Here is a 26,322-nt window from a genome sequence, read left to right on the forward strand (position 1 = left end):
GGTAAATACATTTTTAGGATAGCAAGGAAAATGGTAAGGGTCAAGAATAACCGGGGAGGATGAGTTTTACATGCCCCCCGCAAACTGGCTTAATATGACCTGATCAACATTTACAGTATAATCATTTAATTTTAAGAGAATCTATAGATAGGAGGTTACAAAGTTGGTACTAGATTTAAGAAGAAATTTAAGCAACGCTGACAGGGCAATCAGGACAGTTACGGGTTTACTTCTGCTATATATGGTTTACGTACGATTAATTACAGGTATATGGGCAACAACTGCCGCGATAGTTTTTGCTTTGTTTCTCTTAATTGAGGCAGCTTCAGCGTACTGAATCGTCTATGATGCTATCGGTTGGTCAACCCGCAATAAAAGAGAAAAAAATAAAATCAACTAATCCTACAAACTCTCTAAAACCCACGTTACAGGCTCCTTTGAAAAGAATCAGAAATCATCCAACCAATATAGAGCCGCCGGCTCTTATGGCCGGCAACTCTCTCGCGCTACCTTTTTCCTCCTGCCGCCGCTCACCCGCCACCGCTTCGGTGATCGCAGCTACAATTTTCTGCAGCGGAATGGCGTTTTTATTTTACCCCTGCCGGTACTGTAGATTACTATGGCTGTTACTGTATTTTACACGTGTAAAAATATTTGTAATTTTTATTGACACATGTTATTACACGTGTTATTCTTTAAACATAAGGAAGGTGGTGGAAATGAAAAGTTACTCATCCCGGGAGATACTACAAATACTAAAAGCAGACGGTTGGTATACGGTAGGCCAAGAAGGCTCACACATACAGCTTAAACACCCAACCAAGCCCGGAAAAGTAACAGTAAAACACCCGGTACAGGACTACAAACAAAAAACAGTAATGTCAATCTTCAAACAGGCGGGACTAAAAACAAAGTAGACCCGCTCCCAAAGGGGGTTTATATAAATGAGTGACAAATACATTTTCCCAGCTGTATTTGACCCATGTGAAGAAGGAGGTTTCAGTGTCACTTTCCCGGACCTTCCCGGCTGTATCACCGAAGGTGACACATTAGAAGAAGCTTTTACTATGGCCAGGGAGGCCCTTGAGCTCCACCTCTGGGGTATGGAGGAGGATAACGATCCCATTCCATGGCCTACTCCACCCAACAAGGTTCCGGTAACAGAAGGAGGTTTTACCAGTCTTATTGAAGCAATAATGCCGCCTATCCGAGATAAGATGGCTAATAAGGCTGTGAACAAAACCCTCACCCTTCCCAAGTGGCTTAACGACCTTGCAGAAAAGAGAAAGGTAAGCTGCTCACGCCTCCTTCAAGATGCCCTTAAAGATTATCTCGGTGTTAGGGACTATAGCCAAACAAAAAAGCAGCCTTAAAAAGGGCTGCTTTTTTCTGGTTATTCGAGCCGCTGGTTTTTATGGCCGGCGGCTCTCCTGTGCTGCCTTTACTCCTCCTGCCGCCGCTCACCGGCTACCGCTTCGGCCAACCTGGCGATGCTGGAGGTCAGCGCCTCCAGCTTACTCTCGATGCGCACCAGCAGGTACGCGGCCACGGCCATGGGAAAACCTACAGCCTCATCAGAGACAAATTTTTACTGGCATGATACTTGCTTTGAATAAAATAAAAGAGACCCAGCTTGTGCTGGTGTCATCGTTAAATGGAAATTCACCCATTACGGCAAATGAATTCTCACCCAAGCCCCCTGGAGGATGAGGCCATCGGGTCTCTAATCCATGCTCCCGTACAAGGGGCGGCATCGGTTAGCATAGTTTATCATCCTTTTTTTTAAGTAAAACAAGATGGAAGTTAGCCTGCTTTGGACAATTTAACTAGTCTCCAAAGCAGGCTAAAGAAATAGTGCAATAAAATATAATGTTCAATTTAAGATATTAATCGTATTATTTGGGATTTACTGCTATTTTCTTAGACCAGCAAGGCTAATGGGATTGAGAGCAACAGTATAATCCAACCGACTGCAAGAGTTACCCAGGTGAAACTATAAGTAAGCTTATTAGACGCCCATTCATTAAGGTATATCAGAGCGGTTCCTGCAGAAGCTGCCGGTGATCCGAGTGCCATATTACAGGCGTAAACCAGCAATATGACTATTATTGCCGGGTCAACCCCCAATATTACGGAAAACTTATAGAATAACGGGGTAAACATGACTACCAGGACTGTATTGTGTGCAACCTGGGTCAGGCAATTTATTGTTATAAGCGTAAAGGCACAAAAAACAAAGGGACTCATACCTGCCAGATAAGGAGTCATATAATCCATAATATATTTCATAATACCTATCTTATCCGCACCCATTGCATCTGCTACCGGCAAACAAGCTGCGAGCATAACAATTGCATTCCAGCTTATACCACCAGAATTCGCCAATTTATCTAAATCAAACAGCGGCTTCTTATTTAACCTGCTGATTGTCAGGGCTATAATAAGAACAATTATGGAACCGCTCATACCATAATTGGTTAATAACTTGGTAATATACCATGCCTTCGGCATAACACTGGGCAGACACATCAGCAATATGAATACGGCAAGTGAATAGACTCCTATCTTTTCCTGTAAGGATAATTCAGCTTCCCGATGTTCTGCATACTGCTCTTCGGTAACGTTCATTAATTTGCTGACGTCGGCTTTAAATACATACTTCATTATTAAGACAACCAAAAAGACAGAAGTAAGAAGAGTTACCGGCAGCATATAGGCCATGTAGCGGAAGAAGTCTATTGAAACAGCGCCCTGGGAAGCACTGGCGAGAAGCCCCATGGCCAATGCCTGAGCGGATTTGATCGGCAGCGCGAGATAGCCGCCCGTTGCAGCGATACCGACAGCTATAACCATTAATGCAGGAAATTTATTGCCCTTTTTATAACCAACTTCATTACAAATCTGATAGGTGATATTCCACATAAGAATCAAGGCTGGATATATATAGGTCATGACTGTAATGCAATATGCAGCCAGCATTAACATCAGGACTAATCTCCAGGGGTGATTGACAACAAATTTCCTGCTGAGAAACCAGTAGGCAGCCTTGTTGCACAATCCTGTGTCCGTCAAGTAGGCTGCGTAAATAAACATTAGGGTAACAAATACCGTAATATTATTACCGAATCCCTTGGCGATAACATCAGCAAGGCTACAATAACCTGACATGCTTAAAGCGATGATTGCAACCAGGCTGGTCCAAACAAAGCTCAAGACTACCCATCCGTAGAGCAAGCCAATAAAAATTCCTAAGATCTTCATTGCCGTTGGAGTTAGGGGCCCAATAGGGGGCAAATAACCGAAGCCAAATACTATTAGAAAGAAAACAATTACTTTACACCAATAAATAAGCGTTTCCCGTAGGGATGCTGACGATTCTTGATTCGTTAGAGGGGTATCTGAAGCAGTCATTCTATCTTTACGCCTCCCTCGTATAATAGATTTAGAACCACCGGACAGCCACAATTCCAATTAAGGAAAGCCCTAAACAACTGTTACCAGGCCATCCAAGGAGGGCTATTGTTTTTTCACCCCCATTTTGATGTAGGGTAAGAATTTTTGATAATACTTAAACTTAACTGATAACTAACAGCATTTCTGCTTAACAAGTGAAAATAACTGTTTTTTGTGGCTACCAAAAGGCCTGTAATCGATTGAAGTGGCGCTTCCCCAATATCGCCGGCAGCAAGCGCTCTAAATCACGGGGGCTCTGTGATTCGCCGTGCTCACCGTCCACCTGCGGCGGTACGGTATACACAAAGCCCCATGATGATTTGCGCTGTTTGCCCCTAATCCCCGTAATTCCAAGGCCTGGAGAAACGTTTACAAGCTGCGATCCGGCTCGGAACGTTCCAACAGCCGAAGAAAAAGGTTTATAAGTTGGAGCATTGCCGGTCAAAGGCCCTAAGGCCTGGTATTGGCGAGCCCATTTCGATGCCAAAAATCAACATTTGGACGCTTGGGTGGAGCAATCTTTAAAAAATGGTTTCGATATCTGGTCTAACTAGTTTCATAATTTACCAAACAGGGTGAATCATAAATTACGTAAAAACCTTTTCCGCTTTACACAATTCATCGATATTACAAAGTTAAACCCGCATCAAAACCTGTATGAACGGCATGTACAATACTGGAAGCCTTTACACAGTCACCAACATTAATAACATCAAATGCAATGTCAATAAATTTATCCCGTTCTTCTGCCAAAGATTTCGTACCAACACAAATAATAACAGTATCTGCCTCAATAAACTGCTTGCCATCTGCGTTTTCCACATAAGCACCCTTGTCAGTGATTTCCACGCAAGTCGTGTCAACCTTTGTAACGACATTTTTTTCCTGCATTACCTCGATATAAGAAATTCTTTCTGTCAGCTGAGCCTTTGGTGCGATGAAATGACCCATTTCAACAATAGTGCATTCATGATCCAGGCTGCTCAAGTGGATGGACAATTCAACACCGATATCGCCGCCACCGATGATCAGAACTTTTTTACCTACTTTGTCCTCATTGCCAAATACATCAAAAGACATGGTGGCTTTTTCCACACCCGGAATATTAGGTACAATTTGCTCCGCTCCCACCGCTACGATAACCGCATCAGGATCCAAGTCATCAATCATTTCCGGTGTAGCGAGAGTATTCATCATCACAATAATATTTTGACGTTTTTTAACTTGACGTTCCAGGTACTCATGGAAGAGTTTCATTTCTTTCTTAAATGACATCACGTCAGATAACAATGCCTGACCACCCAGTTTGTCAGTTTTTTCGTACAGCACTACATTATGACCTCTATCCGCACAACTAATGGCTGCTTGCATACCTGCAACACCGCCGCCAATTATAGCGACTTTTTTTACGCGTTCAGCAGGTGGGAACCGTTTCTTGGATGCGCTTTGGAATGCCAGCGGGTTCGTTGCACAATGACGATCGTAACTTGGGGCGCCGAGCAGATGCAGTTCTGTAGTCAACGCTTCTCTTCTCCCGTGGTCCATGCAATAGTTGCAGCGCAAACATGGACGAATGTCGTCTTCGCGACCTTCCTTGGCTTTTTTGATGATTTCCGGATCAGCCATAGCAGCGCGAGCCATCAATATATAGTCGGCCTGTCCTTTGGCCAGTATTTCTTCTGCGATTTCCGGATTATATACCGCGCCTACAACCCCAATAGGAATCTTTACACCGGCCTTTTTCACTATTTCACTTGCATAGGCATTATGCGCCATAGGGAAGAAATTACTAGGATGCTGTTTTGGTCTTGCCATTGCGTCCAAACGGTTGCCACAGGTGATATGGATCATATCCACATAATCCTGAAAAATCAAACACTGCTGTGCGCAATCTTCCGGCAGAATGCCGCCCGACAATTCATCGTTGCCATTCAAACGTAATTCAATAAGCAAATCATCACCAATAGCTTCACGGATAGCTTTAATCACCTTTAATGGAAAACGACAACGGTTTTCCACGCTGCCGCCAAATTCATCTGTTCGATGATTGGTGAGCGGAGACAGGAAATCGTTGAACAACCAGCCATGGCCCATATGCAACAATATACCGTCAAATTTGGCGGTTTTGCACCATTTAGCATACTGAGCAAAAAGCCTGCAGATTTCTTCCATGTCCTCAAGATTAGCCGCTTTCACTTCATGACCATTTGAAATACGGTTATCAGCTCCTAATCTAGGATATCCCTCCAGGTTAACGAAAGGGCCACAATGAAGCAATTCTGCAAATGTCAGACCTTTATACGCATGAACAGAACGCTGCAGCAATTGAAAGTTCATCTGATTGCATGTTTTTGGATTGACATTAAACATATGTTCATGTCCGCCGTCAATAGGAACTTCCATAGGAAGACATACAGAAGCAAATCCACCGCGGATATAATTCATACAAGTATCAATACCATAATTGTTGATTCGCCCATCACTATCTTCGCCGCCGCCGGTGGCGATGGAGCCAATTGGAGCTACCAAAGCCCGGTTTCTAAAAACTACTTTATTTTTACCGACGACCATTGGTTCGAATAAATGCGGGTACTTTTCTTTATAAACAGGTTTCACTTTTGATTCCTCCTTCTTTGATCCAAAAAAATTAGATCGTTGCCCCGGCGTTCCAACCAGTTTCAACCGCATTGACAATATCGGACGCCTTAATACAATCGCCTACGTTAATGACATCAAAGGCTGCATTCTGGAATTTATCCCGTTCCTCAACCATACACCTGGTTCCGGCCGCGATAACTATGCTATCAGCTTCGATAAATTGTTTGCCGGATTCATTTTCGATGAAAATGCCTTTATCAGTAATCTCCACACATTTAGTTTCAATATATGATTTTACGTTATTTTTTTCCATATATTCCATTGTATGCATTCTTTCACTGATCTGAGCACTGGCACATAAGAAGCTGCCCATCTCTACGACAACCACTTCATGGCCCAACCCGGCCAAATGAATGGATAATTCACAACCCACACTGCCGCCGCCGACAATAGCCACTTTTTTACCTAGTTTATCTTCATGCCCGAAGACATCAAAAGCCATAATAGCATTATCCAAACCCGGGATCGGCGGTATGACCTGTTCAGCGCCTACCGCTACAATAACCACATCAAAATCAGCCTCTTCAATCAACTCCGGCGTAGCTGAAGTGTTCATCAAAACAATAACGCCCGCTTTTTTGACTTGTCTTTCCAAATATTCGTGAAATGCTTTCATTTCCTTCTTAAACCACATTACATCGGAAAGCAAAGCCTGACCGCCCAGTTTATCACTTTTCTCATATAGTACAACTTTGTGTCCTCTTTCAGCTGCCGTTAGTGCAGCCTGCATACCCGCGATACCCCCGCCGATTACAGCCACTTTTTTGCTGCGCTCCGGCGCCGGGAATCTGCGTTTGGCCAAACCTTGACAACCTAGCGGATCAACCGCACAACGCCGGTCAAAAGTAGCGTCGTCTTGAATACGAACCTCTTTGGTAAGTGCGCCGCGCCTACCGCCGTCCAAACAATAATCACAACGCAGGCAGGGACGAATATCGTCCAAACGTCCTTCTCTAATCTTATTTACCCAATTATTATCAGCAATCGCTTGTCTGGCTACCACAACATAGTCAGCTTTGCCTTCTGCCAGCAGCCTTTCCGCCAATTCCGGATCCTGGATACTGCCAACCAAGCCAATCGGAATTTTAACGCCGGCTTTCTTGATAATCTCGGCTGCGGCAGCATTATGAGCTGGTTCCATAAAATGAGTGGGATGCATTTTGGGACGGCTGGAAGCATCCAGACGAGTTCCGCAGGTAATGTGAATCATGTCAACAATATCTTCAAATATCAATGCCTGTTGAGCAGCATCTTCAGGCACAATGCCGCCTTCCATCATATCCGATCCATTAAGGCGCAGTTCTATCGTCAAATCGTCACCAATTGCCTTACGAATCCGTTCAATAACCATTCTCGGGAAGCGGCAACGGTTTTCTACGGAACCGCCGTATTTATCCGTTCTGTGGTTGATTAACGGAGATAAAAAATTGTTCATCAGCCAGCCATGGCCGTAGTGCAGTAAAATAGAATCAAAATTGGCCCGTTTGGTCAGAATAGCCGCATCTACATACATTTTAATTACATCTTCCATATCCTCTTCATTCATTTCTTTAACCTGATTGCCATTATAGACAAAGGCACTGGCACTCATGATCGTACGGCCTGGCCCCGGCAGCATACAGCAGCCGGCATGATAAATTTCGCAAGATGACTTTGTCCCGTATGCATGTACAGAACGCTGTAAAAAGTGCATACTCATAAAACCCATCACTTCTGCATCCAATGAGAATGCATTGGCATGGCCGCCATTTTTGGGAATTTCAATAGGCACACAGATCGATGCGAAACCGCCCCGGGCAAAATTGGTGTAAAAATCAACTCCATAATCGTTGATACGGCCATTGGCTTCGGCCCCTCCGGCACTGCTGATGGACGCCATTGGCGCCAGTAAAATACGGTTTTTGTAGACATCCTTCTTTTTCCCCACCACCATAGGCTCGAACAAATGAGGATATTTTTCCTTATAAAATTGTTTTGTCATCTTGATACTCCCTTAATTCATTTTTTAATTCTACGTGGTTTCTTTTTAGCAGATTAATTCTTTAAAACAACAGGCCACCAAGTGGATAGCAAATCAACAATATAAGCACTACATTATAAAGACTGAATGTTAGTCCCAATTTATATGCGGTTATGCCGGGCACCCATTCAGAGTCCCCGTGAATAATCGCAGCCGGAGTACTTGCCGGGGGTGTAATCAGCCCAATATTGGCGGCAAACAGCATACATATAACCATTGCCTGATCGTTAAGGCCCACAGCCGTACCTATAGCGTAAATAATCGGAGTCAATAATGCCGCTGTTGGTATATTATTCGCAAAATTGGTCAAGACACAAGAAATAAGCGCAATCAGACAAACAAACACAATAGCGCTCTTTCCGCTGACTATCGGGGTGAGGACCAGTACCAGCCAGGCAGATATACCCGTTTGCTTCGATGAAATTGCTCCGGCAATCGTAAGCGCTGCTGCTAAAATGAAAAGAATTGACCAGGTTACATTTTTCGAAAACAGCTGCGGTATCGTCGGCCTGCTTACAATTTTCATAGCCGCCCAAAGCACCACACTAATTGCCATAATACCCGTGTTGCCTATGTTGTTAAGTGTTTTAGTAATATCCCATGTCTTGGGGGCAATAGTTGGAAATAGCATACAAAATACCACCAAAATAAAATAGCCGATAATAAATTTCTGATAACCCGTTAAAGGAGGTGATTCCAACAGTGCATTTTTACTATTGACAATCTTGGATACGTCGGTTTTGAAGACAAATTTCATTAAAGCCAGAGTACCGATTATAGCACCAATTGTCATCGCCACAACAATTAAAAAGTAAGGGCTATACGGAATAGTCGTGCCGGATATTGCCTGATAATTGGCAAAGACAGCGGCCTGCAGTGGTTTAAAAGGCAGGAGCATATAGGCCGTGCTGCCCACAAACGCAACACCTACAAACATATGAATTGGCCATGATTCCCCCGGTTTAATCCCATAAACTTCGCTGATACGTTTAATAATTGGAAACAATACCAAAACTGCTGCACTCATGGTAATCATCATAGATAAAACGACTATTGCTAAAAGAACCATCAGGGTCAATACATAGGGGCGACCTTGGATAAATTTGCGACTGGTCATCCAAACGGCTATATATTCTGTCAAGCCAGCATTGTCGATAATATTGGTAAACGCAAAGAAGAATAATATCAACAGCACTGTACTGTTTCCAAAGCCTGCGGTAAAGGCTTCGGAAATCTTCATATACCCACTCAGTCCCAAAAAAACAAGGGCGGCGATACTAGGCCAAAAAAAATCGCCGACTACCAACCATCCATACAACATGCCCAAAAAGATCCCGATTACACTCATACCCATTGGCGTCAGCGGGGCAGAAGCTGGAATAAATTTAAATCCAATCATCAGCGCTAATGCAATGCAACAATTAATTAAATAGACAGGAGATATATTAACTAATCGTTCCGGTTTTGTGGCAATATTCACAATTACAGCCCTCACTTTTTATAAGATATTATTTTTCAAACGCGTTCAATTATTTACCCTGATTAACACTTCCCTAAATGTCTTGTATTGAACCCAATTAACACCTCCCCACATGTCTTGTATTGAACCCAATTAACACCTCCCCACATGTCTTGTAGATTCTCGGCAACCCTAAAAGCACTTGTGCTAATCGATCAAAAAGTGGGTATATCTGGATCACTACCAGCTTCTCCGCAACTTTAGACAATATAAAACAAAGCTAGACCAAAAGTTCTTCACTTCGATAATACATAACTTCTCTCTTTCTGAATAATACATTATATAGGATACTAGATATCGGAAAACCCGATAATAAAATAAGCCGCTATATGACATTCGTTCCATCACATAGCGGCATTGATATAAGCGATGTAAAATCTTAACAACAGTTCTCTAATAGCTCATTTTATGACTAACATTCTTTCTGCCTCTTAACAACGGCTTGCTTTAATTTCTCAATGATTGTTTCCGCTAAACGCGGTGAAAGTTCTTGAGCATTATAAACACAGTAATATCTAATAAGCACACTGTAATCTTTTATTGGAAGCAATTTCAACAGCCCCATTTTATAATAGGGCTCTTCCTTCATCATCATTCGTGAAAATATCCCAGCTGCCTGATCATTTATAATCATCTGCAAAATATTCATTTTGCTGCCTAAAAAAAATATTGGCTCTTTTTTAAAAAATTTTCTAAAATATAATGATGATAACTGGTCATGACTATCGGAATATTGAGCCAAGGAGAGTGTCTGTAAATCATTTTTCAGCAGATACTCTTTGCCTGCAAGGGGATTCTTGCTGCTAAGAACCACTTGGGCATAATCTTCAAAAAGCGAAATAAACGTCCAGTGATTCGAATCTATAATTGTTTTAACGGCTTCTGCCTGATGAGGCAGATAAAAGTTAATTGCTATATTATGGGGATCTTTCTTAAAAACCTTTAAAATATTTTGCTGTTTTTCTTCATGTAAAAATATCTTTAATTGGGGGTAACCTTCCTGTAAATCAAGCATAAGATCCTTTAAAATAGTACTACAAAAAGATGGCGTAGCCAAAAAATTAAGATCTCTTTGATATTCCGAATTTGCAACCGAAAATTCCCTCCAATTATCTATTAGAGAAATAACCTGCAAAGCATCCTGATATACTTGACTTCCCGCCGTCGTAGGAATAACACCTTTTTTGGATCTTTGTAATAACTGACAGCCTATTTCCTTTTCCAATGATAAAATCGCTTCACTCAAAGATGATTGGGCCATAAATAATTCTCTTGCAGCCTGATTAATAGAACCATATTGAACAACTTTAACAAAGTACTTCAGCAACTCTGTCCGCATTTTTTATCCCCTCGCATAAAGGTTTTAGAATAACCGGACACTAATAAATGGTGCAGCTACTAAGTTCTGAAAGACGAAATCGCGCTAAGATTACGGGAACTAATCCGGCAAAGCTGTCTGAGCGGGGTATAACAATCATAACCGCCACAACCAACACCTTCGAAAACAGTATAATATCTCAAAGGCTGTTCATCAAGGTTGCTTCAAGAAGAATTTTTACATCTCAAGAGGAAGTATAAATAGTTTCGTGTAAATAGTTTTAATTAACCGGGCAAGCTATAAGTAGCTCTTTCCCGCTAGGAGAATAGGGCTTAAAAGACCAAAAGGACACAGATCCACAGCGAGTGTGCATGTCCAGCAATCATACTGGATGTTTTCTAATACTCCACCAGATTCCGGGCCGTAACATTTACCCAGATCATTCAAATTCCCGAATAGGAGGGGTTAGCCCAAGCAGGACAATCCAAGCACAGCACCATTCAGGAAAAGCTGACACACAGCAGGATAGAGCGCGAAGAATAATGCACATGTATACCTAAACTGGTATTGTCTCCCGGGGGTTTCGAACTGTCTCCAACATTAAGCCGCCGTCTTTTACCACCGGCGGCTCTCCTGTGCTGCCTTTACTCCTCCTGCCGCCGCTCACCGGCTACCGCTTCGGCCAACCTGGCGATGCTGGAGGTCAGCGCCTCCAGCTTACTCTCGATGCGCACCAGCAGGTACGCGGCCACGGCCATGGGAAAACCTACATCGCCCACTGCCTGCAGGAAATTTTCCAGCTGTTATCACTCCTTTCAAAGTGAAAATAAAGCACGGCGCCACCCAACCGGACCTGCCGGAGAAGATATCCCGGGATAACGCCGTGCTTTGAGGCGGGTTTACTGTAACCGCCGTCTATGATCAACGCCCTGGTTTAAGCGGGCGGGTCGTAAAGGTCGTCTGTGGTGCTGTCGATAATCTTGATATCCTGCTTGGACACCAGGTCACCGCCCGTGCTGGTAAAGATGTTGCGGGCGATAACCAGGTCCATGGCTGTCTGAACCTGGGCGGTAGTCACATCGCTCCTGGGGTTGTCCAGGGTGATGGTGACGTTTTTGCCCGCCTGGTTGAGAAACACCATGCGCAGCGTTCTGGCTGTAACGGCCAATCATATCCCTCCTTTCTTTGATCTTCTTTTTAATATTAAGCCTCGACCAGCTGAGCGTTGTCCACGCGGGAGATACTGTTGAGCGTATAGCCCTGCAAACCGGCCAGCGCGGTCGCCACGTCAAACAGGTCCTGGTCGGCAGCGGCAGGTTTGACGTTGTTCAGGTTCCTGTTCCGGTAAACCGGGTTGCCGCCGGCATTCACGCCAACCTGGAGCTCAAGCCTGAGTACGGAACTGGCAGGCACTTTATTGACAGCCATTTATTCACCTCCTTTTAGCCTGAAGGGCAGAACATACAACCTCCAGTATTTTTTTCTAATAAGGGGCGGGCGGTGAAAAACATTTTGGGGCGGTAAAATGTTTTCCATTTGCCCGCCCCAAACGTATGTTCTGATCTTATATTAGCAAATTGGTAATAAGTAGTCAATAGCATTTAAGGAATTTATTACAAACAAATATCGACAATATCTTTACCCGCTTAAATAAAGGAATTAGCTGAAATGAAGGATATAACCGCCTTTTATAGAAGAAGAAAAATTAGGTATAAATAAGGAGAAATTATGTCAGGATTAACCCACATAGTGACAGCCACAGCTATCTACAGTGCCGGCAAGGGTAAAATAAAAACACCCTTCCTTTTACTGCTGGCGTTTCTATCCCATTTTGCCCTTGACTCCGTGCCGCACTATGAATTCAGCCTTTTTTTAAACTACGCCGTCAGCGGCTTTGCCCTGTTTCTGCTGGCCATATGGTCTATAGTGAGGCAAGATTTCTTTTACCTGGCGGCAGGGGTTCTGGGTGTAATACCTGACGCCAACTGGATCCTCGGCATCAGCCCTTTATTAATGAAAATCCACTCATTCATGCATTTTCACAAACTGTGAGCGGCGCCGCATTTTTTGCCCGCCGCCGCTGCCTGTTTGGAAACCGCGAGCTATCTAAGAGGTGCGCCTGACCATCTTCTCAAGCCGGCTCAGCACGAACTTTTCCGCCCAGGGCCGGGCAAAGGCAAGCTTGCAGGCCAGCCAGGAAGGGTAATCAATGTCGCCGTACCTGGATATGATATATTTCCACAGCGGCCGGTTGAAAAACCGGAGCAGCATATCCATTTCCTTGTCCTTCATATTTAAAAAGATCTTTCTGTGGCTTAAGGCTGTTTGGATTTCATCAGCCATTTCTTTTTCCCACAAAAACTGGTACCGGGCAAGCTGTTCCACGCTAAATCTTCCTTTCAGAAGGGCCTCTGCAGCTACTTTGGAGCAGATCCCCGCGCCGGTCAGCCCGAGAAAAAGGCCGCCGCCGGAAAGCGGCTTGGTTTGACAGGCCGCGTCTCCCACCAGCATAGTCCGCTCGCCATATATTCTGGCTGGAAAACCTATGGGCACAATCCCGCCTGTGCCCCGGATCACCTGCATACCCTTAAAAATATCCGGGTAGGCCTGGACCATTCTCTGAAAGCAGAGCCGGGGGCGGCTGTTTCTGCCCTTGCTTACACCTGTGCCTACCCTGGCGCGTTTTCCATCAACAGGTATAAGCCAGCCGAACCATCCCGCGGCCACATCCTCACCCAGGAAAATATGCACCATGTCTCTTTCCGGACACCTTAACTCCACTTCAGCCGCGTACATGCTGACAATGTCGTTTGACCTGCCGGCGTTAATGCTGCGGGCAACTCCCGAGTTTGGGCCGTCAGCCCCAATCAGCAGTGAGGCTGCCGCGGTTCTTTCCCAGCCCTCAGTTTTCAGGACTATTTGCACACCCTCCGGGTAATAATCCTTCACACCGGCCCTCACTCCCGTCAGGATTTCGGCGCCGGCCTGTCTTGCGGCGTCACAAAGGCCGCGGTCAAAGGCGGACCGGTCAATAACCAGCGCGTATGTTTCCTTACCCCTGATCGCAAGTATCTGGCCGCCCGGCGAGTGGACATATGCGCCATGGATCTTATTGAGCACCAGGTTATCACAGGATATTTCTGCAGTTTTTAAGGTCCTTGGGCTGACCAGCCCCGCGCACTGCACCGGCTCTCCTACATTCCGGTGCTCCTCGGCAACCAGCACTTTGTAGCCTTTCTTTGCAATCAGCCCGGCAGTCCTGCAGCCCGCCGGGCCGCCGCCTATTACTAAAACATCATAATTCATGCTACAGTCCCTTTCACTGTATAGGATTTGTATGTGGTAAGATAAGACCGGCCTTTTTAATATTAGACAAAGAATTTATGGATTCCCTTTTTTTATCGTATATTTTCCGATATTTTTTAATAGTACTTTGTGGAAAAGGCTAAAAAATAAAGAGCCAGCATATCTGGCCCTAGTTAAATCTTTTTATGGTTCACTTATCCTGCCCGGAGACTGCTCCTTAAAAGTCTTAATCACCTGTTCGTTTTCAGGCGGCCCCAGGGCAGTTACGCCTCCCTGGGCGAAATATTTGACCACTCCCGCGTAGATAGCCCAGGCCACCTTGCCCTGGTAGGTTGGGTCGTTCAATAATTTTGCTTCGGCTTCGTTGGTCATGAAACCTATTTCCACTATTACCGTGGGCATGGAGGTGCTCCTGCTAATATAGAGGTCAATCTCGGACGGCTGGCGGTCAGTATTTTTAAGTGTTCCGGCAAGTTCAGACTGGATGAACTGGCTGGCCTTCTTGCTTTCAGGCGCCCCCTGCTGGACAAAGGTCTGGGCGCCGCGGCGGCTGGCATCCGAAGTGCTGTTCACGTGTATGCTCACATACAGGTCAGCCTTATTGTCATTGGCCAGGGCCACCCTCCTTTTCAGGTCTTCCCTCTTTTTCGCAGAGGCTCCGATGGTACCGGGGTCACTCAGGTCGGTGTCCGTATCTCTGGTCATCAGCACCGTGGCGCCCGCCTGTTCCAGGTTTACCTCCAGCCGCCTGCCCACCTCCAGGACGATATCCTTTTCCAGGGTGCCGCTGCGGCCTACTACACCCGGGTCAATGCCGCCGTGCCCGGGATCGACCACAATTATTCTGTTGGCCAGCGACGGGGACATGACCTCCACCGCCTTTTGTTCAGCCAGTTCGTGTTTGGACCTGGACAGGTAAAAAGCCAGAAATACCAGGGCAACCAATAATACAAGGCGCCGCTTTTTAACTCTAAAAGTCCTCAAGACTATTGGAGACAAAAACAACACCCCCTTAAAATATCTTCCTTAAAATGGTATGCTGCCTGTTGGGGAATTATAACAGGTTTAGTTTTTAAGTAATCCACCTGGTCAGGAGCTGCAGGCCCTGCGCCACAGGTTCAAAAATGACCTGGCTCAGCAGCGTGCCCAGCAGGTTCGAAACGGCCAGGTAGAAAATAATCTGCTTTAATAAGAGCTCATCTTTATCACCCCTGGCCACCGCATCGGTTACACCGGCCAGCAGCGGGTCCACCATCATAACGTTTACGACTATGGCGGCATTGCCGACTATTGAAGCCATCAGCACCGCCGTTGAGCGGAATTCCGGATATAGAGCGCCAGCGTACAGGCCGGACAGCACGTTAGCGGTCCACAAGCTATAGCTGACCAGGTTCCAGTAAAGAAACCCTTTGGGTATATCCATCTTGGTGAATATGATTTTTTTCAGCGAGTCAATTGTTGACAAGCGGAATTTAATGATACTGCTGCCGGGTTTCAGGGCGGTAAACAGTATCAGCGGTATTACTCTAAAAACTGAACCTGTCTGGCCAAAAGCTTTGATGGCGTTAGAAAATGATGTCACAAAGCTGGGGATTACCAGAATGCCCGCCACCACTCCTACCGTCGAGCCCAGAATAACAAAGCGCAGCTTGTAGTTTAAGTCAGCCAGCACCGCCTGGTAAACCGGTGAACCGGTAACATCGCCGGCCGGCTGAGTCAGCAGGGCCTGGTCGTAGCCGCTGCCGATGATGCGCTCCACGGTGGACGACAGCAGGGGCGCCTGCAGCGTGTTGGCAAAACTCGCGGCCAGGTAGACCACCGAAAAAAGGGAGATAGCGGTAGCCAGATGCCTGGTCCTCACACCGGAAAGGCGGGATGAGCGGGTCAGTGTGTTGATTAAATTAATAAAGGCAGTCAGTAAAAAAACAAAGACTAAACGGTCCACGTTTCCTCCGAGGCAGATGCTGTTAGCTCAGTGAAAGATAAAACAAATTGACATGATTAACAAGATTTTAAAAGATGATTAACAGGATTGTAAAAAATCACATTTTCATTTAAAAATTTTTTATTTTAATAAAGTTTTTAGACGACCTTAAAGGGTTTCATTATAAAATCCTGTAAATCCTTTTGATCCTGTAAATCCTGTCAATTTGTTTCAAGCTAATTATAACACATAAAATAATAACAAAAAAGGAAGGGTTTACCTTCCTCGCATAATTGGAGCCATTTATCTTTTGGAGAATTGCGGGGCGCGGCGCGCCTTCTTCAATCCATACTTTCTGCGCTCTTTCATACGCGGGTCCCTGGTTAAAAAGCCAGCCCGTTTCAAAAGGGGACGAAGGTTGGGGTCGGCCTGTACCAATGCCCGGGCGATACCTAATTTAATAGCCCCGGCCTGACCGCTGATGCCGCCTCCCAAAACTTTAGCCTGAATGTCAAACCTGGCTGATGCTCCCGTCAACTCCACAGGTTGACGCACTACCATTTCCAGTGTCCTTCTGCCAAAATATTCGCTTACCGGCTTGTTGTTGATGATAACCCTGCCTTCACCAGGTACCAGGAATACGCGGGCTACTGAGTTCTTCCTGCGGCCGGTGCCGTAAAACATCACTTGTGCCAATTTCTTTTCCTCCTTCCCTGCTACAACTGCCAGGCTTCGGGTTTTTGCGCCTGGTGGGGATGTTTCGAACCTTTATATACTTTCAGCTTCCTGGCCATGTCAGCCCCCAACCGGTTGTGGGGCAGCATGCCTGTGATTGCTTTTTCCACCGCTAATTCCGGCTTTGTTTTCATAAGTGTTTCGTAGCTGACAACTTTGAGGCCGCCGGGATAGCCGGAGTGCCTGTAGTACTTTTTGTTCTTCAGCTTGTTCCCTGTCAGCACTATTTTTTCGGCGTTGATTACGATAACGTGGTCGCCGGTGTCGACATGGGGAGTAAAGTCAGGCTTGTGTTTCCCGCGCAGGATCCGGGCGGCTTCCACAGCCAGACGCCCCAAAACCTTGCCTTCACCGTCTAAAACGTACCACTTGCGATTTTTTATATCCTCAGGCTTGGCCATAACGGTCTTCATGAAAAGCTTTTCCCTCCTTAGAAATAGCAAACGAGGCTTTTTTTAAAGCCACAACAAAAATTATAATACAAAGCATTTCCAGTGTCAACAATAACCACGTCAACCTGGATATTCGATTCTTTCCAAATACAATCCCCGCGCCGGCGCGGTCGGCCCTCCTTTCAAACTGTTCCGGCTGGCCAGTATTCCGGCTACTTCCTCCGGGCTCAGCTTTCCCTGTCCCACCCGGATCAGCGTCCCGCTGATCATCCGGGCCATATGGTAGAGAAAGCCGTCAGCCTGTATATCTATGTAAATCAACTCGTCCTCCCTGCTGACCTGAATCTCCCGCACGGTGCGGACGGTAGTCTTCACAGGCGTACCGAGCGCCCGAAAAGCGCTGAAATCATTTGTCCCGAGCAGGCGCCGGGCTCCGGCGCGCATCGCCTCCACGTCCAGCAGGCAGGGAATATGGTAACTGTAAAGCCGCAGGAAAGGAGAGTGCCTTTTCCCATTGTTGATAACATACCGGTAGGTCTTGGCGACGGCCGAAAAACGCGAGTGAAAGGAATCCGGCACTTCCTCCGCCTCCAGCGCCGCTATGTCACGGGGCAGCAGGCTGTTGAGCGCGTAAACAATCTTAGGGGTAGGGATAGGCCAGCCGCCGGTGTCAAAATTGATTACCTGGCCGCGGGCGTGAACTCCCGCGTCGGTCCTTCCGGCGCCTATGATCCTGATTTCCCTTTGGGCCAACCTGGAAAGCCTTTCCTCCAGCACGCCCTGCACAGTCTGAAAAGCAGTGCCGCGCTGTTCCTGGAAACCGTGATAATTAGTACCGTCGTAAGCGATGGTTACCTTAATATTAGCCATAGACATCCCAGTGTATTCTTCTGCATTGTCTAATTACATGAATCTGAAAGCGAGAGTGCCGGCCAGCACGGCCAGGGTCACAGCTATAATTATAAAATCAGCGGATCTATACTTGAGCGAACTCATCCTGGTCCTGTTGGCCCCTCCGCGGTAGCACCGGGCCTCCATAGCCACGGCCAGGTCGTCCGCCCTGCGCAATGCTCCCGCAAAAAGGGGAATAAACAGTGGCAATAATCCTTTCGCCCACTGGGCCGGTTTCCCGCCGGAAAAACCGGCGCCTCTGGCCCGCTGCGCTTTGAGCACCACCTCAGCCTCCTGCAGCAGGGTTGGTATAAAGCGCAGGGCAATGGTCATCATCAAGGCCAACTCATGCGCCGGCACCCCCAGCCTCTGCAAGGGTGAAAGCATGCTTTCCAGACCGGCGGTAAGCTTAACCGGGGGAGTGGTAAGAGTAAGCAGGGAGGCAATCAGAATCAATAAAGCCAGGCGCAGAAATATGATACTGCCGCCCGCCAGGCCCTGCCGCGATATCTTTAACGGCCCCAACGCTGCTATAACATCCCCGGGTGTAAACAGCAGCTGGATGATAAATGCTATTGCCAGGAGCACCCAGAGTGAACGCATTCCTCTCAAAAAAATCCTGGCGGGCATACCCGATAAAGCCAGTGCCGCCAAGGTAAACCCTGTTGCCAGCGTCAGGCCTTGCCAGCCGGCGGAAGACAGAATCGCCGCCGCTGCCGCTAAAACAACCATGATTTTGGTCCGGGGATCCAGACGGTGCAGCAATGAATCCCCCGGTACATACTGCCCTAAAGTGATTCCGCCAAACATGTCTGTCTCCTAAAAGACTCAATTATTTTACAAGCCTCTTCAGACTGGCAACTTCCGAAACCAGATAAGCTGTATCATCGGAGATCCTGTCCAGTTTTTCCTGGATAAGCTCCAGCCTTTTATCCTGTAATGTGATCCTGTTATTTTGTAATTCACGGCCGTCAAACAGAGCACGGATCTTATCAACCACTTCATTTTCCACACGTAATTCTAATTTGTCAATTTTGGAGTCAAGCTTTTGCTGCCCTTGCTCCAGTCTGTCAACTTTTGATTCCAGCCTTTGTTGTGCTTGCTCCAGTTTGTCAACTTTTGAGTCAAGCCTTTGCTGGGTTTGCTCCAGTTTGTCAACTTTTAAGTCAAGCCTTTGCTGGGTTTGCTCCAGTTTGTCAACTTTTAAGTCAAGCCTTTGCTGGGCTTGCTCTAAATGATCAAATTTTAAATCAAGTCTTTGCTGTCCTTGTTCCAAATGATCAAATTTTAAATCAAGTCTTTGCTGTCCTTGTTCCAAATGATCAAATTTTAAATTAAGCCTTTGCTGTCCTTCAGTAAGCAGCTCCAACTGTTTAAGTACGAGTTCTTGGAATTTCCCGCTATCCATACATCTACCTCCTTAAAGGCCAGGTTCGTGTTCTATATAGCAGGTCAAAGGTGATTTGAGAACTCTCATCTCAGCCCACCCAATTCTCAAGCTACGTCTCGCTCAGCAGTCTGGCGATTTCCTCCACAGCTTCTTCGTTGGTCAATACATCGGTGCGCACCTGTTTGCCGGCTGCCCTTAATTTGCACATGAGCTGGGCGGGGGCGGGTACATTCAGGCCTAACGCGCGCAATTCACCGGCCTTGTTGAAAACTTCCCGCGTTGAACCTTCCATGACCAGACGGCCTTTATCCAGTACAGCCATCCTGTCAGTCCACAAAGCCGCTTCTTCCATATTGTGGGTTACTAAAACCATAGTAACCCCCTCTTCACGCCGGAAGTCTTCAACAAGGTCCATTAACTGCTTTCTGCCTTGCGGGTCAAGACCCGCCGCCGGCTCATCAAGTATGAGCACCTCCGGGGTCATCGCCAGCACCCCGGCTATGGCCACTTTTCTGCGCATCCCGCCGCTCAGCCTGAAGGGGGGGACACCGCTCACCGTGGCCGGGTCCAGTCCCATTTGCTGAAGCGCCTTTTCCACCCGCCGTTTGACCTCGTCCTGGTCAAACCCCATGTTTCTGGGGCCAAAGGCGACATCATCAAATACCGTTTCCTCAAAAAGCTGCTGCTCCGGCTGTTGAAAAACCAGGCCGACCCTGCGCCAGAGGTCACGGCGCTGCCTTTTATCGGATATGTCAGCCCCGCAGACCCATATCTTCCCTTTTGCCGGCGCTAGGATACCGTTAAAATGCTGAACCAGCGTAGACTTACCTGAGCCGGTTGAGCCAATAACAGCAAAAAATTCGCCCCTGGCAATCTCAAGAGAGATACCTTCCAGGGAAACAACCTGGAACGGCGTGCCCGGAGAATATATATGGGTAAGGTTTTCCACTTTTATTATTGGATTATTATTCACTTCTTCTACCGCCGGCACAAGAAAGATACCAGGTCATCAAGAGACAAGATTCCGTCCGGCACCGGGAAGCCCCGCCTCCTTAACCCCCTGGAAATCTCAGCGGCAGCCGGCAGTGCCAGGTTTATTTCGTCCAGCAGCGCATGTTCGGCAAATACCCGGTCAGGAGGGCCGGTAAGAACCAGCCTGCCTTCATTCATCACGATGATTTTATCGGCTCTTGCGGCATCTTCCATGAAATGGGTAACCAAAATAACAGTCACCCTGCCGGAACGATTCAGCCGGACCAGAGTTTCCATTAATTCAGCCCGGCCGGCCGGGTCCAACATGGAACTGGGCTCGTCCAAAACCAGGCAGGCAGGACACATAGCCAGGACCCCGGCCACAGCCAACCGCTGTTTTTGGCCGCCTGAAAGCAGGTGCGGCGGACGGTCACGAACCCCGGACAGGCCTGTTAATGACAAGGCCTCTTCCACCCTCTCCCGCACCTCTTCCGGCGGGAGACCCAGGTTTTCAACTCCGAAGGCAACGTCTTCCTCAAGAAGAGAGCTGACAATCTGGTTGTCGGGGTTCTGAAACACTATTCCCACCTGGCGGCGGATTTCCCAAATATGCCGGGGGTCTCTTGTGTCCAGCCCGCCGACAATGACTTCCCCTTCCGTTGGTGTCAGCAGAGCGTTAAAGTGCATGATCAAAGTAGACTTGCCGGACCCGTTCGGCCCGACAACCGCCAGAAACTCGCCTTTTTTAATTTCAAGGCTCACTCCCGACAGTGCCCGGAATTCTCCTCGCTTGCCCCGGTTGTATATGTGAACGAGATCTTTAACCTGTATAAAGATCTCATTTGAGTCGTGAGTAGTAAGTCGTGAGCCATGGGATTCCAGGGTATTGCTTACAGGTCCTGTTGCCTTAAATTCCCTCATTCCTTCTCACATCCCACGTCCCCAATCACACATCCGTTCAGACGTACTACAATTCAATTATTGCTGTTGCATCACAATGGCGATAGTTTGCTTAACTTCGTAGTGATGAGTCGCAAGCCGTGACTTATGGATCCTGTGGTATTAGTTGCAGATCCTGTTACGCAAACAAAATTCCGTCATTCTCTCATGGCCCACGTCCCAATTCACACATCCCATTAGACCAGTTCCAGGATCACCATTTCCGCTGCGTCACCGCGGCGATAGCCGACCTTGACCAAGCGGGTGTAGCCGCCGGGACGGTCAGCATATTTTGGCGCGATGGTGTCAAACAATTTTTTAACTACGTCCTCTTCGTATATATAAGCCAGCGCCTGGCGCCGGGCTGCCAGGTCTCCCTGCTTGGCGGTTGTGACCAGTCTCTCGGCTATGCTTTTTACTTCCTTGGCCCTGGTTTCTGTGGTGTTGATCCGCTCGTCCCGGAAGAGGGATGTAACCAGGTTGCGCAGCACAGCCTTCCGGTGGCCCGTATTCAGGCCTAATTTCTGGTAGCCCACTTTAGAATGTCCTCCCTTACTCGTCGTCCTTCCTCAGTGAAAGGCCCAGTTCTTCCAGCTTGTTAATTACTTCCTCCAGGGATTTTTTACCCAGGTTTCTCACCTTCATCATATCTTCTTCATTGCGCTGGATCAGTTCCTCCACTGTGTTAATCCCGGCTCTTTTCAGGCAGTTGTATGAACGTACCGACAAGTCGAGTTCCTCGATGGTCATTTCCAGAAGCTTATCTTTCTGCTCCTCTTCTTTTTCCACCATAATCTCGACATCGTTTACACTTTCAGTCAGCCCGATAAAAAGACGCAGATGGTCGTTTAAAATTTTCGCGGACAGGCTGGTGGCCTCGTCAGGCTTGATACTGCCGTTGGTCCAGACTTCCAAGGTCAACTTGTCAAAGTCGGTAATCTGGCCCACCCTGGTGTTTTCCACAGTGTAATTCACCTTTTTCACCGGTGTAAACACAGAGTCCACGGGAATAACCCCGATGATATGGTCACCTTTTTTGTTGCGTTCAGCTGAAACGTAGCCCCGTCCCTTAGAAACTACAATCTCCATAACAAGCCTGGCGTTGTCGGCAAGAGTGGCGATTACGAGATCCGGGTTTAGTATTTCCACATCAGCGTCATAGATAATGTCTCCGGCCGTGACCACGCCTTCGGTTGTCTTTTCAATCCTGAGAGTCTTTTCATCCTCACCGTAAAGCTTCAAACAAAGGTTCTTGAGGTTTAAAATAATATCAGTTACATCTTCGACAACACCCGGTATGGTGGAAAACTCATGCAGCACACCGTCTATCTTAACTGATGTCACAGCTGCCCCCGGCAGTGATGAAAGCAGGATGCGGCGCAAGGAGTTGCCCAGTGTGATGCCGTAACCTCTTTCCAGAGGTTCTACCACAAACTTGCCATAAGTGTTGTCGTCACTTATATCAACAATTTCAATTTTTGGTTTCTCTATTTCAAGCATAAAGGTTCCCTCCTAAGATGGGGTCAGTGGCTAGTGGTTGGTGACGACCAACGACCAACAGCCCACAACCAAAATCCTATCTGGAGTAAAGCTCTACGATCAGGTGCTCCTGTACGGGGGCGTCAATTTGTTCACGTGTGGGCAGGTCCACTACCCGGGCCCTGGCCTGGTCAGCCTCTAATTCAAGCCAGGCGGGAGGGGTGCGGTCGCCTGCTCTCTCAAGCAGTTCCTTTATCCTGGGTGAATCTTTGCTTTTATCACGAACTGCTATTACATCGCCAACCCTAATCATGTAAGAAGGTATGTTTACCTTCCGGCCGTTTACAGTGAAATGACCGTGACGCACAAGCTGCCTTGATTCGCTGCGGGAAGACCCGAAGCCAAGGCGGTAAATGACATTGTCCAGACGCCTTTCCAGCAGGCGGAGGAGGTTTTCACCGGTAATGCCTTTCTGCCTCTCAGCCTTTTCAAAGTAACGCCTGAACTGCCCTTCTAAAATACCGTACATTCTGCGGGCTTTTTGCTTTTCTCTCAGCTGCAGCCCGTACTCGGAAACCTTTTTACGTCCCTGTCCGTGTTGGCCTGGAGCATAGGCTCTGCGCTCAACCGCACATTTGGGAGTATAGCACCTGTCTCCTTTTAGGTAGAGTTTCAAGCCTTCCCGGCGGCAAAGCCGGCAGACTGATTCTGTATACTTTGCCAAATAAGGCGCACCTCCTTAAACTCTCCGGCGCTTTGGCGGCCGGCACCCGTTATGTGGGATTGGTGTAACATCCTTAATCATGTTCACTTCGAGACCGGCGGCCTGGAGGGAACGAATAGCGGCTTCCCGGCCCGCACCCGGCCCTTTGACCATAACTTCCACTTCTTTCAGGCCGTGCTCCATGGCCTCTTTAGCCGCATTTTCGGCGGCCATCTGCGCGGCAAAGGGTGTGCTTTTGCGCGAACCCTTAAAGCCTACGCCGCCCGCGCTGGCCCATGACAAGGTATTGCCTTTAGTATCGGTTATAGTAACCACGGTATTATTGAACGTAGATTTAATGTGCGCAACGCCTGACTCTATATTTTTGCGTTCACGTTTTTTTGTTCTGGCTACGCGACGCGCCATTGAACAACCTCCTCCAGACTATTTTTTCCTGCGGACACCGACAGTCTTACGCGGGCCTTTGCGTGTCCTGGCATTGGTTTTGGTCCGCTGGCCGCGCACGGGCATCCCGCGGCGGTGCCGCAAGCCCCGGTAGCAGCCGATTTCAATCAGCCGTTTGATGTTTAAGGCGATTTCCCGGCGAAGGTCACCCTCCACCTTAAGGTTCTTCTCAATTACATCCCTAAGCCTGTTTATTTCTTCCTCTGTCAGGTTCTTCACCCTGGTATCCGGGTTAACACCGGTCTGGGTCAAGATTTTTTGGGACGTAGGCTTACCAATGCCAAATATATAGGTAAGAGCTATCTCCACCCGCTTATCTCTTGGCAAGTCAACGCCTGCAATACGTGCCATAAACTATTCAACACCTCCTGTTTTACCCTTGTGCCTGTTTATGTTTTGGGTTTTCACAGATGATCATAACCCTGCCTTTTCTGCGGATGATTTTGCACTTTTCGCAAATTGGCTTTACAGATGGTCTGACTTTCACCATCAACCCTCCAATCTTAGTCGTGAGCCGTTAGCCGTGGGACGTGGGAACAATGGTATTCCTGTGCGGTCTTTTAGACCCCTGAACCCATCCCTTTAGTCTCACATCTCATTTCTCAGATCTCACTTATACCTGTAAACTATGCGGCCGCGGGTCAAGTCATAAGGGGAAAGCTCAACCATCACCCGGTCACCCGCAAGGATCCGGATGAAATTCATCCTGATCTTCCCCGAAACGTGCGCCAGAACTTTGTGCCCGTTTTGCAGCTGTACGCGGAACATCGCGTTCGGCAGCGGTTCAATCACTGTTCCTTCAACCTCGATAACATCCTGTTTTGACATTAGGAATAAGCAAACCTCCTTACTCTTAAAATGGACACTCCTTATCTGCCCGCCGGTAAGACTCTGAATAAAAGACTACAGGTTGGGCAGTTGGCTGACAAGGTTCTTTAGCTCCTTCCGGACGTCTGTGTTAGTAACTTTTTTCCCTATTTGCACTTTCTCCAGTATATATCCGGCTACCACATCATAATGTATCAGATGCTTACAGTTTTTCCTCTTCGGATTCTCTACTTTTCGTCCTTCTCCATCTGCGACATAAACCATGGTTTCGTTTTCAATTCCTGTAATCAGATAAAACCTGCCGCTGTCCCGGCCCTGGATTGAAGAAACCAGCTGCCCAATCCGCACCGTGTTTTCTGACATGGCCTCTAAAACCTCCGCATTGAGATGTGGGTTATGGGAAATGGGACGTGGGACTAATAAGTATTCCTATCAGGTCCTTTGTGCGAATAAATTCGCACCTACGATTACTAAAGTCGTGGCCGTGAGTATCATTGTATCCTCTCAAGCCTTTTATGACTCTTGAGGTCATCCTTCTAATCTCACGTCTCACTTCTCACGTCTCAGTTCTCACTTCTCACGTCCTGGTCAGTATCTCCGGTATGTCATCGGTGATAGCAATGGTATGTTCGAAATGGGCTGAAAGCTTTGCGTCTAAAGTTACCACAGTCCAGTTGTTTGAAAGAGTCTTCACCTCATAAGTGCCCAAGTTAATCATTGGTTCAATCGCTAATGTCATGCCCGACTTAAGTCTGGGCCCCCTGCCCGGTTTCCCGAAATTAGGCACCTGCGGCTCTTCATGCGGCTGCTTTCCTATACCATGCCCCACGTAGTCACGCACCACAGAATAGCCATAGCCTTCCGCACAGGTTTGAACAGCGTTGGATATGTCAGACAACCTGTTACCGACCCTGGCCTTTTCAATCCCCTTGTACAGCGACTCTTCAGTGGCCTTTAACAGGTCAAGGGCCTCTCTGCTGACATCGCCGACAGGGTAAGTAACAGCACTATCCCCAAAATATCCATTTATTTCCGCTCCGATATCAATACTGATAATATCACCGTTTTCCAATTTTCTTAAACCAGGGAAGCCGTGCACCACCTCTTCGTTTACCGAAGAACAGATTGTGTACGGAAAACCGTAAAGCCCTTTAAATGCAGGTCTTGCGCCTTCTTTAATGATAAAGTCCTCAGCCAGCCGGTCCAGTTCAATAGTCGGCACTCCAACCTTCACCGCCCTGGCGAGCTCGGCGTGGGTCCTGGCTACTACCCGCCCCGCATCACGCATATAGGCAAGCTCTCTCCCGGACTTGCAGGTTATCATAAGCCG

Annotated in this window: 32 protein-coding genes; 4 read left to right on the top strand and 28 right to left on the bottom strand. The window is 47.3% G+C overall.

Annotation, left to right across the window (positions count from 1 at the left end):
• Positions 1-163 precede the first annotated feature (163 nt).
• From Pmgp_RS20835 to Pmgp_RS07415, 3 genes are all read left to right on the top strand, one after another.
• Positions 164-337, top strand: a complete 174-nt coding sequence (locus tag Pmgp_RS20835) for a YgaP-like transmembrane domain (protein ID WP_134213360.1) — start codon at positions 164-166, stop codon at positions 335-337.
• Positions 338-719: 382 nt separating this feature from the next.
• A complete protein-coding gene (locus Pmgp_RS07410; RefSeq protein WP_134213361.1) occupies positions 720-917 on the top strand; it encodes a type II toxin-antitoxin system HicA family toxin in 198 nt (65 codons plus the stop codon).
• 27 nt (positions 918-944) lie between these two features.
• On the top strand, positions 945-1,373 hold the full coding sequence (locus Pmgp_RS07415; protein ID WP_134213362.1) for a type II toxin-antitoxin system HicB family antitoxin: 429 nt from the start codon (positions 945-947) through the stop codon (positions 1,371-1,373).
• Between the two features lie 68 nt (positions 1,374-1,441).
• Here Pmgp_RS07415 and Pmgp_RS07420 read toward each other — a convergent pair whose 3' ends face one another.
• The 9 genes from Pmgp_RS07420 to Pmgp_RS07460 form a co-directional block, all read right to left on the bottom strand.
• Positions 1,442-1,555, bottom strand: coding sequence for a YvrJ family protein (locus Pmgp_RS07420; RefSeq protein ID WP_134213363.1), 114 nt, complete (start codon positions 1,553-1,555; stop codon positions 1,442-1,444).
• 365 nt (positions 1,556-1,920) lie between these two features.
• Positions 1,921-3,411, bottom strand: a complete 1,491-nt coding sequence (locus Pmgp_RS07425; RefSeq protein WP_134213364.1) for an SLC13 family permease — start codon at positions 3,409-3,411, stop codon at positions 1,921-1,923.
• A gap of 669 nt (positions 3,412-4,080) precedes the next feature.
• Positions 4,081-6,069, bottom strand: coding sequence for an NAD(P)/FAD-dependent oxidoreductase (locus tag Pmgp_RS07430; RefSeq protein WP_192902840.1), 1,989 nt, complete (start codon positions 6,067-6,069; stop codon positions 4,081-4,083).
• 31 nt (positions 6,070-6,100) lie between these two features.
• Positions 6,101-8,092: an NAD(P)/FAD-dependent oxidoreductase gene (locus tag Pmgp_RS07435; RefSeq protein WP_134213366.1), complete on the bottom strand. Its 1,992-nt coding sequence runs from the start codon at positions 8,090-8,092 to the stop codon at positions 6,101-6,103.
• A 61-nt stretch (positions 8,093-8,153) separates the two neighbouring features.
• Entirely contained in the window at positions 8,154-9,611 is a 1,458-nt protein-coding gene (locus Pmgp_RS07440) for an SLC13 family permease (protein WP_134213367.1), read from the bottom strand.
• Positions 9,612-10,062: 451 nt separating this feature from the next.
• Positions 10,063-10,989, bottom strand: coding sequence for a LysR family transcriptional regulator (locus Pmgp_RS07445; protein ID WP_134213368.1), 927 nt, complete (start codon positions 10,987-10,989; stop codon positions 10,063-10,065).
• 623 nt (positions 10,990-11,612) lie between these two features.
• The gene (locus tag Pmgp_RS07450; RefSeq protein ID WP_282432888.1) at positions 11,613-11,747 is read right to left on the bottom strand and encodes a YvrJ family protein; all 135 of its coding nucleotides are present in this window, start codon (positions 11,745-11,747) and stop codon (positions 11,613-11,615) included.
• Between the two features lie 155 nt (positions 11,748-11,902).
• Positions 11,903-12,109, bottom strand: a complete 207-nt coding sequence (locus Pmgp_RS07455; RefSeq protein WP_134213412.1) for a DUF2922 domain-containing protein — start codon at positions 12,107-12,109, stop codon at positions 11,903-11,905.
• Between the two features lie 62 nt (positions 12,110-12,171).
• On the bottom strand, positions 12,172-12,396 hold the full coding sequence (locus Pmgp_RS07460) for a DUF1659 domain-containing protein (RefSeq protein WP_134213370.1): 225 nt from the start codon (positions 12,394-12,396) through the stop codon (positions 12,172-12,174).
• A gap of 300 nt (positions 12,397-12,696) precedes the next feature.
• Here Pmgp_RS07460 and Pmgp_RS07465 point away from each other — a divergent pair, with 300 nt between their 5' ends.
• The gene (locus Pmgp_RS07465; protein WP_134213371.1) at positions 12,697-13,020 is read left to right on the top strand and encodes a hypothetical protein; all 324 of its coding nucleotides are present in this window, start codon (positions 12,697-12,699) and stop codon (positions 13,018-13,020) included.
• Positions 13,021-13,074: 54 nt separating this feature from the next.
• Here Pmgp_RS07465 and Pmgp_RS07470 read toward each other — a convergent pair whose 3' ends face one another.
• From Pmgp_RS07470 to map, 19 genes are all read right to left on the bottom strand, one after another.
• A complete protein-coding gene (locus Pmgp_RS07470) occupies positions 13,075-14,274 on the bottom strand; it encodes a geranylgeranyl reductase family protein (protein ID WP_134213372.1) in 1,200 nt (399 codons plus the stop codon).
• A gap of 183 nt (positions 14,275-14,457) precedes the next feature.
• On the bottom strand, positions 14,458-15,273 hold the full coding sequence (gene cwlD / locus Pmgp_RS07475; RefSeq protein ID WP_134213373.1) for an N-acetylmuramoyl-L-alanine amidase CwlD: 816 nt from the start codon (positions 15,271-15,273) through the stop codon (positions 14,458-14,460).
• Between the two features lie 73 nt (positions 15,274-15,346).
• Complete coding sequence (locus tag Pmgp_RS07480; RefSeq protein WP_192902842.1) at positions 15,347-16,219, bottom strand: lipid II flippase family protein; 873 nt, start codon at positions 16,217-16,219, stop codon at positions 15,347-15,349.
• A 282-nt stretch (positions 16,220-16,501) separates the two neighbouring features.
• Positions 16,502-16,894, bottom strand: coding sequence for a 30S ribosomal protein S9 (gene rpsI, locus Pmgp_RS07485; protein WP_134213375.1), 393 nt, complete (start codon positions 16,892-16,894; stop codon positions 16,502-16,504).
• Positions 16,895-16,914: 20 nt separating this feature from the next.
• Positions 16,915-17,346, bottom strand: coding sequence for a 50S ribosomal protein L13 (gene rplM / locus Pmgp_RS07490; RefSeq protein WP_134213376.1), 432 nt, complete (start codon positions 17,344-17,346; stop codon positions 16,915-16,917).
• 99 nt (positions 17,347-17,445) lie between these two features.
• Positions 17,446-18,201: a tRNA pseudouridine(38-40) synthase TruA gene (gene truA / locus Pmgp_RS07495; protein WP_134213377.1), complete on the bottom strand. Its 756-nt coding sequence runs from the start codon at positions 18,199-18,201 to the stop codon at positions 17,446-17,448.
• 27 nt (positions 18,202-18,228) lie between these two features.
• Positions 18,229-19,026 (bottom strand): energy-coupling factor transporter transmembrane component T family protein, encoded by a 798-nt coding sequence (locus tag Pmgp_RS07500; RefSeq protein WP_134213378.1) that lies wholly within the window; start codon positions 19,024-19,026, stop codon positions 18,229-18,231.
• A 22-nt stretch (positions 19,027-19,048) separates the two neighbouring features.
• The gene (locus Pmgp_RS07505) at positions 19,049-19,624 is read right to left on the bottom strand and encodes a hypothetical protein (protein ID WP_134213379.1); all 576 of its coding nucleotides are present in this window, start codon (positions 19,622-19,624) and stop codon (positions 19,049-19,051) included.
• A gap of 91 nt (positions 19,625-19,715) precedes the next feature.
• Positions 19,716-20,579: an energy-coupling factor transporter ATPase gene (locus Pmgp_RS07510; RefSeq protein ID WP_134213413.1), complete on the bottom strand. Its 864-nt coding sequence runs from the start codon at positions 20,577-20,579 to the stop codon at positions 19,716-19,718.
• Positions 20,580-20,584: 5 nt separating this feature from the next.
• Complete coding sequence (locus Pmgp_RS07515; protein WP_134213380.1) at positions 20,585-21,499, bottom strand: energy-coupling factor transporter ATPase; 915 nt, start codon at positions 21,497-21,499, stop codon at positions 20,585-20,587.
• 215 nt (positions 21,500-21,714) lie between these two features.
• Positions 21,715-22,053: a 50S ribosomal protein L17 gene (rplQ, locus tag Pmgp_RS07520; protein WP_134213381.1), complete on the bottom strand. Its 339-nt coding sequence runs from the start codon at positions 22,051-22,053 to the stop codon at positions 21,715-21,717.
• 16 nt (positions 22,054-22,069) lie between these two features.
• Positions 22,070-23,017, bottom strand: coding sequence for a DNA-directed RNA polymerase subunit alpha (locus Pmgp_RS07525; RefSeq protein ID WP_134213382.1), 948 nt, complete (start codon positions 23,015-23,017; stop codon positions 22,070-22,072).
• 76 nt (positions 23,018-23,093) lie between these two features.
• Positions 23,094-23,720 carry a 30S ribosomal protein S4 gene (gene rpsD, locus Pmgp_RS07530; protein WP_134213383.1) on the bottom strand — a complete coding sequence of 209 codons (627 nt, stop codon included), beginning with the start codon at positions 23,718-23,720 and terminating at the stop codon, positions 23,094-23,096.
• 15 nt (positions 23,721-23,735) lie between these two features.
• Positions 23,736-24,125 (bottom strand): 30S ribosomal protein S11, encoded by a 390-nt coding sequence (rpsK, locus tag Pmgp_RS07535; protein ID WP_134213384.1) that lies wholly within the window; start codon positions 24,123-24,125, stop codon positions 23,736-23,738.
• 18 nt (positions 24,126-24,143) lie between these two features.
• Positions 24,144-24,515, bottom strand: a complete 372-nt coding sequence (gene rpsM, locus Pmgp_RS07540; RefSeq protein WP_134213385.1) for a 30S ribosomal protein S13 — start codon at positions 24,513-24,515, stop codon at positions 24,144-24,146.
• A 22-nt stretch (positions 24,516-24,537) separates the two neighbouring features.
• The gene (gene rpmJ / locus Pmgp_RS07545) at positions 24,538-24,651 is read right to left on the bottom strand and encodes a 50S ribosomal protein L36 (protein ID WP_134213386.1); all 114 of its coding nucleotides are present in this window, start codon (positions 24,649-24,651) and stop codon (positions 24,538-24,540) included.
• A 122-nt stretch (positions 24,652-24,773) separates the two neighbouring features.
• Positions 24,774-24,992: a translation initiation factor IF-1 gene (gene infA / locus Pmgp_RS07550; protein WP_134213387.1), complete on the bottom strand. Its 219-nt coding sequence runs from the start codon at positions 24,990-24,992 to the stop codon at positions 24,774-24,776.
• A 75-nt stretch (positions 24,993-25,067) separates the two neighbouring features.
• Positions 25,068-25,355, bottom strand: coding sequence for a KOW domain-containing RNA-binding protein (locus Pmgp_RS07555; RefSeq protein WP_134213388.1), 288 nt, complete (start codon positions 25,353-25,355; stop codon positions 25,068-25,070).
• 214 nt (positions 25,356-25,569) lie between these two features.
• The gene (gene map / locus Pmgp_RS07560) at positions 25,570-26,316 is read right to left on the bottom strand and encodes a type I methionyl aminopeptidase (RefSeq protein ID WP_134213389.1); all 747 of its coding nucleotides are present in this window, start codon (positions 26,314-26,316) and stop codon (positions 25,570-25,572) included.
• Between the last annotated feature and the right edge of the window lie 6 nt (positions 26,317-26,322).

This window comes from Pelotomaculum propionicicum, from assembly GCF_004369225.1.
In the GTDB taxonomy this organism is placed as follows: domain Bacteria; phylum Bacillota; class Desulfotomaculia; order Desulfotomaculales; family Pelotomaculaceae; genus Pelotomaculum_B; species Pelotomaculum_B propionicicum.

What these genes read in the sequence shown, in the direction of transcription:
- Pmgp_RS07410 (WP_134213361.1), top strand. Translation starts at nt 720, where the DNA reads ATGAAAAGTTACTCATCCCGGGAGATACTACAAATACTAAAAGCAGAC.
- Pmgp_RS07415 (WP_134213362.1), top strand. Translation starts at nt 945, where the DNA reads ATGAGTGACAAATACATTTTCCCAGCTGTATTTGACCCATGTGAAGAA.
- Pmgp_RS07420 (WP_134213363.1), bottom strand. Translation starts at nt 1,555, where the DNA reads ATGGCCGTGGCCGCGTACCTGCTGGTGCGCATCGAGAGTAAGCTGGAG.
- Pmgp_RS07425 (WP_134213364.1), bottom strand. Translation starts at nt 3,411, where the DNA reads ATGACTGCTTCAGATACCCCTCTAACGAATCAAGAATCGTCAGCATCC.
- Pmgp_RS07435 (WP_134213366.1), bottom strand. Translation starts at nt 8,092, where the DNA reads ATGACAAAACAATTTTATAAGGAAAAATATCCTCATTTGTTCGAGCCT.
- Pmgp_RS07445 (WP_134213368.1), bottom strand. Translation starts at nt 10,989, where the DNA reads ATGCGGACAGAGTTGCTGAAGTACTTTGTTAAAGTTGTTCAATATGGT.
- Pmgp_RS07455 (WP_134213412.1), bottom strand. Translation starts at nt 12,109, where the DNA reads ATGGTGTTTCTCAACCAGGCGGGCAAAAACGTCACCATCACCCTGGAC.
- Pmgp_RS07460 (WP_134213370.1), bottom strand. Translation starts at nt 12,396, where the DNA reads ATGGCTGTCAATAAAGTGCCTGCCAGTTCCGTACTCAGGCTTGAGCTC.
- Pmgp_RS07465 (WP_134213371.1), top strand. Translation starts at nt 12,697, where the DNA reads ATGTCAGGATTAACCCACATAGTGACAGCCACAGCTATCTACAGTGCC.
- Pmgp_RS07470 (WP_134213372.1), bottom strand. Translation starts at nt 14,274, where the DNA reads ATGAATTATGATGTTTTAGTAATAGGCGGCGGCCCGGCGGGCTGCAGG.
- rplM (WP_134213376.1), bottom strand. Translation starts at nt 17,346, where the DNA reads ATGAAGACCGTTATGGCCAAGCCTGAGGATATAAAAAATCGCAAGTGG.
- truA (WP_134213377.1), bottom strand. Translation starts at nt 18,201, where the DNA reads ATGTCTATGGCTAATATTAAGGTAACCATCGCTTACGACGGTACTAAT.
- Pmgp_RS07500 (WP_134213378.1), bottom strand. Translation starts at nt 19,026, where the DNA reads ATGTTTGGCGGAATCACTTTAGGGCAGTATGTACCGGGGGATTCATTG.
- Pmgp_RS07505 (WP_134213379.1), bottom strand. Translation starts at nt 19,624, where the DNA reads ATGGATAGCGGGAAATTCCAAGAACTCGTACTTAAACAGTTGGAGCTG.
- Pmgp_RS07515 (WP_134213380.1), bottom strand. Translation starts at nt 21,499, where the DNA reads ATGAGGGAATTTAAGGCAACAGGACCTGTAAGCAATACCCTGGAATCC.
- Pmgp_RS07525 (WP_134213382.1), bottom strand. Translation starts at nt 23,017, where the DNA reads ATGCTTGAAATAGAGAAACCAAAAATTGAAATTGTTGATATAAGTGAC.
- rpsK (WP_134213384.1), bottom strand. Translation starts at nt 24,125, where the DNA reads ATGGCGCGTCGCGTAGCCAGAACAAAAAAACGTGAACGCAAAAATATA.
- rpsM (WP_134213385.1), bottom strand. Translation starts at nt 24,515, where the DNA reads ATGGCACGTATTGCAGGCGTTGACTTGCCAAGAGATAAGCGGGTGGAG.
- infA (WP_134213387.1), bottom strand. Translation starts at nt 24,992, where the DNA reads ATGTCAAAACAGGATGTTATCGAGGTTGAAGGAACAGTGATTGAACCG.
- Pmgp_RS07555 (WP_134213388.1), bottom strand. Translation starts at nt 25,355, where the DNA reads ATGTCAGAAAACACGGTGCGGATTGGGCAGCTGGTTTCTTCAATCCAG.
- map (WP_134213389.1), bottom strand. Translation starts at nt 26,316, where the DNA reads ATGATAACCTGCAAGTCCGGGAGAGAGCTTGCCTATATGCGTGATGCG.